Source organism: Desulfoluna spongiiphila (assembly GCF_900101345.1).
In the GTDB taxonomy this organism is placed as follows: Bacteria; Desulfobacterota; Desulfobacteria; order Desulfobacterales; family Desulfolunaceae; genus Desulfoluna; species Desulfoluna spongiiphila.
This window is the reverse complement of record NZ_FMUX01000050.1, coordinates 1-1843: the sequence shown is the minus strand read 5'-3', so window position 1 is coordinate 1843 and position 1843 is coordinate 1. Positions and strand designations below refer to the sequence as shown.

At 38.5% G+C, this 1843-nt stretch carries 2 protein-coding genes; both read left to right on the top strand.

The annotated features are described in order from the left end of the window. Positions 1–121 precede the first annotated feature (121 nt). A complete protein-coding gene (locus tag BLQ12_RS26755) occupies positions 122–679 on the top strand; it encodes a hypothetical protein (RefSeq protein ID WP_092216046.1) in 558 nt (185 codons plus the stop codon). 106 nt (positions 680–785) lie between these two features. Then, a complete protein-coding gene (locus BLQ12_RS26750) occupies positions 786–1457 on the top strand; it encodes a hypothetical protein (protein ID WP_092216044.1) in 672 nt (223 codons plus the stop codon). Positions 1458–1843 lie beyond the last annotated feature (386 nt).

Below are 1843 nucleotides of genomic sequence, written 5' to 3'. Positions count from 1 at the left end.
CAAGTGCGGTTTTTTCGGTCGTCTTCATTGAGCGTAGGTTTTCAAATATCAAACACTGTCGTGCTTCGGCACCCGTCGGGTGAAGCATGCGTTATGTCTATAGGTGACTGGAGTAAGATAATTGAAATTACCGATAGTTATCAAGTATCACAACACATACTTATATTATCTTCAGATGTTTTCTTTGTTTTTTCAGTCAGTAATTTTATCTGTACTAATAATTGGAATAACCTTTTTTTCAAAAAATCTACTGTGGTTGGCAGCTTTAGTTTTGCCAACAATACTACTATATGTTCTAAAAGTGTTACTTTTCTTCAAACCAATTTCTATTGGTAAGGATTTTTCAATTATTGACGACAAAGAATATGCAACTAAAGATTTAGACATTAGCTTCGAATATTCTATTCGTTCTCCTTTTTCTTTTTGCAAAATAACAAAAGATAATGATGTTATATCTAACTTTGTATTCTGTTCAATATTGATGGGTAATATAACAAGATTAGATTCGAATAAATTACTTGAAGCTTTGCAAAAATTGAAGGACAAATCAAAAATCAACGATTCATTTGATGTTTATATAGAAAAAAAGAGATGGTTTCAGCACCCTCTTTTACCTGTAATCATTTTTCCTCTTTTAGCTATAGGTCCTTTAATTGTTTTGCTAATCGTATTGCAATAGACAACATAACAAATGCATGGTAACGGACCGCCCTCCGCTGCGCTCCGGGTACCCTCGCTGTCGCTCGGCGGCCCCACATGCATAGCGTTAAATGAGTAGTGTAAACATGAATTTAATTAATGAAGACACGATTCTCGATGACCTTAGAGATCTGATACAACGCTTTGATGAAAGTCTTGTAAGACGCGTTGATCCAGCAGGCTTAACACTTAAGTCAAAAATACCTTTTAAGGTTCTCTCTCTAAAGGAAGTTTTATTTCACAGAATTACAATATTAGCCCAAGAGGCATTTGACTTATATCTACAAAATAAGCGAATGCCCTCATATATTTTAATGCGTTCGACAGTAGAAACATGTGCTCTTTGTTTTTCATTCAGAAAAAAATGTTCAATATTTCTTGAAGATTTCAATGTCGCTAACTTTGATTCCTTCTTGATGAAAGGACTATCCGGTGGCCGAATCGAAAAGGCAAAGTATCAATCCGTTAACGTCCTTACTTGTATTGACCATGTAGATCGAGAATTTGAAGGTTTTCGAAAAATGTATGATGTTCTTTGCGAGTACGCACATCCAAATCACTTGGGTACGCTTGATTCACTCGGTAAGTTTGACAACGAAAAGATTTGGCTTGATTTAGGAACTGAACTCAAAATGCCACCACCAGCTTTTGGGCTGGCACCATTCTGCATGTCTCTTATTATTTTTGAAGAACAATATAATTTAATTGGTGATATTTTGAGAGATATTAATAAGAATTTTGATGAAAAAATCATTTAACAATAAAATTCAGCGGACGCAAAAAACCGCGCCGCTGATTTATGCGTTAGAGCGCCAAGCAAAGCTTGGCGCATCTTGCAGGGTGTAAGTCCCTGCCGGGAAAGGTCTAACCCGCCACCCGTATCGAGTGTTGCGCCTGTTGCGGAGCTTGGAACGTCAAGCGAACAAGACAGGTGAAGCGTACACAGAGAATTGTGCAGGCCGTAGGGAGTTCGCAGCTCCTGAGAGTTGGTACAGCTTCGAAATGAAAGTCGAGATCGACGAGGGCTTTAACGCGCACCGAAGTCAATACAGAAGCATCCGTATCGTGGTGAGGATGTGGAGGGTCTCCGGAGTCATCAGACTGTGGCATGTACAAAGAGATGCGTTCAAGAACTTGGGAGACC

What these genes read in the sequence shown, in the direction of transcription:
- BLQ12_RS26750 (WP_092216044.1), top strand. Translation starts at nt 786, where the DNA reads ATGAATTTAATTAATGAAGACACGATTCTCGATGACCTTAGAGATCTG.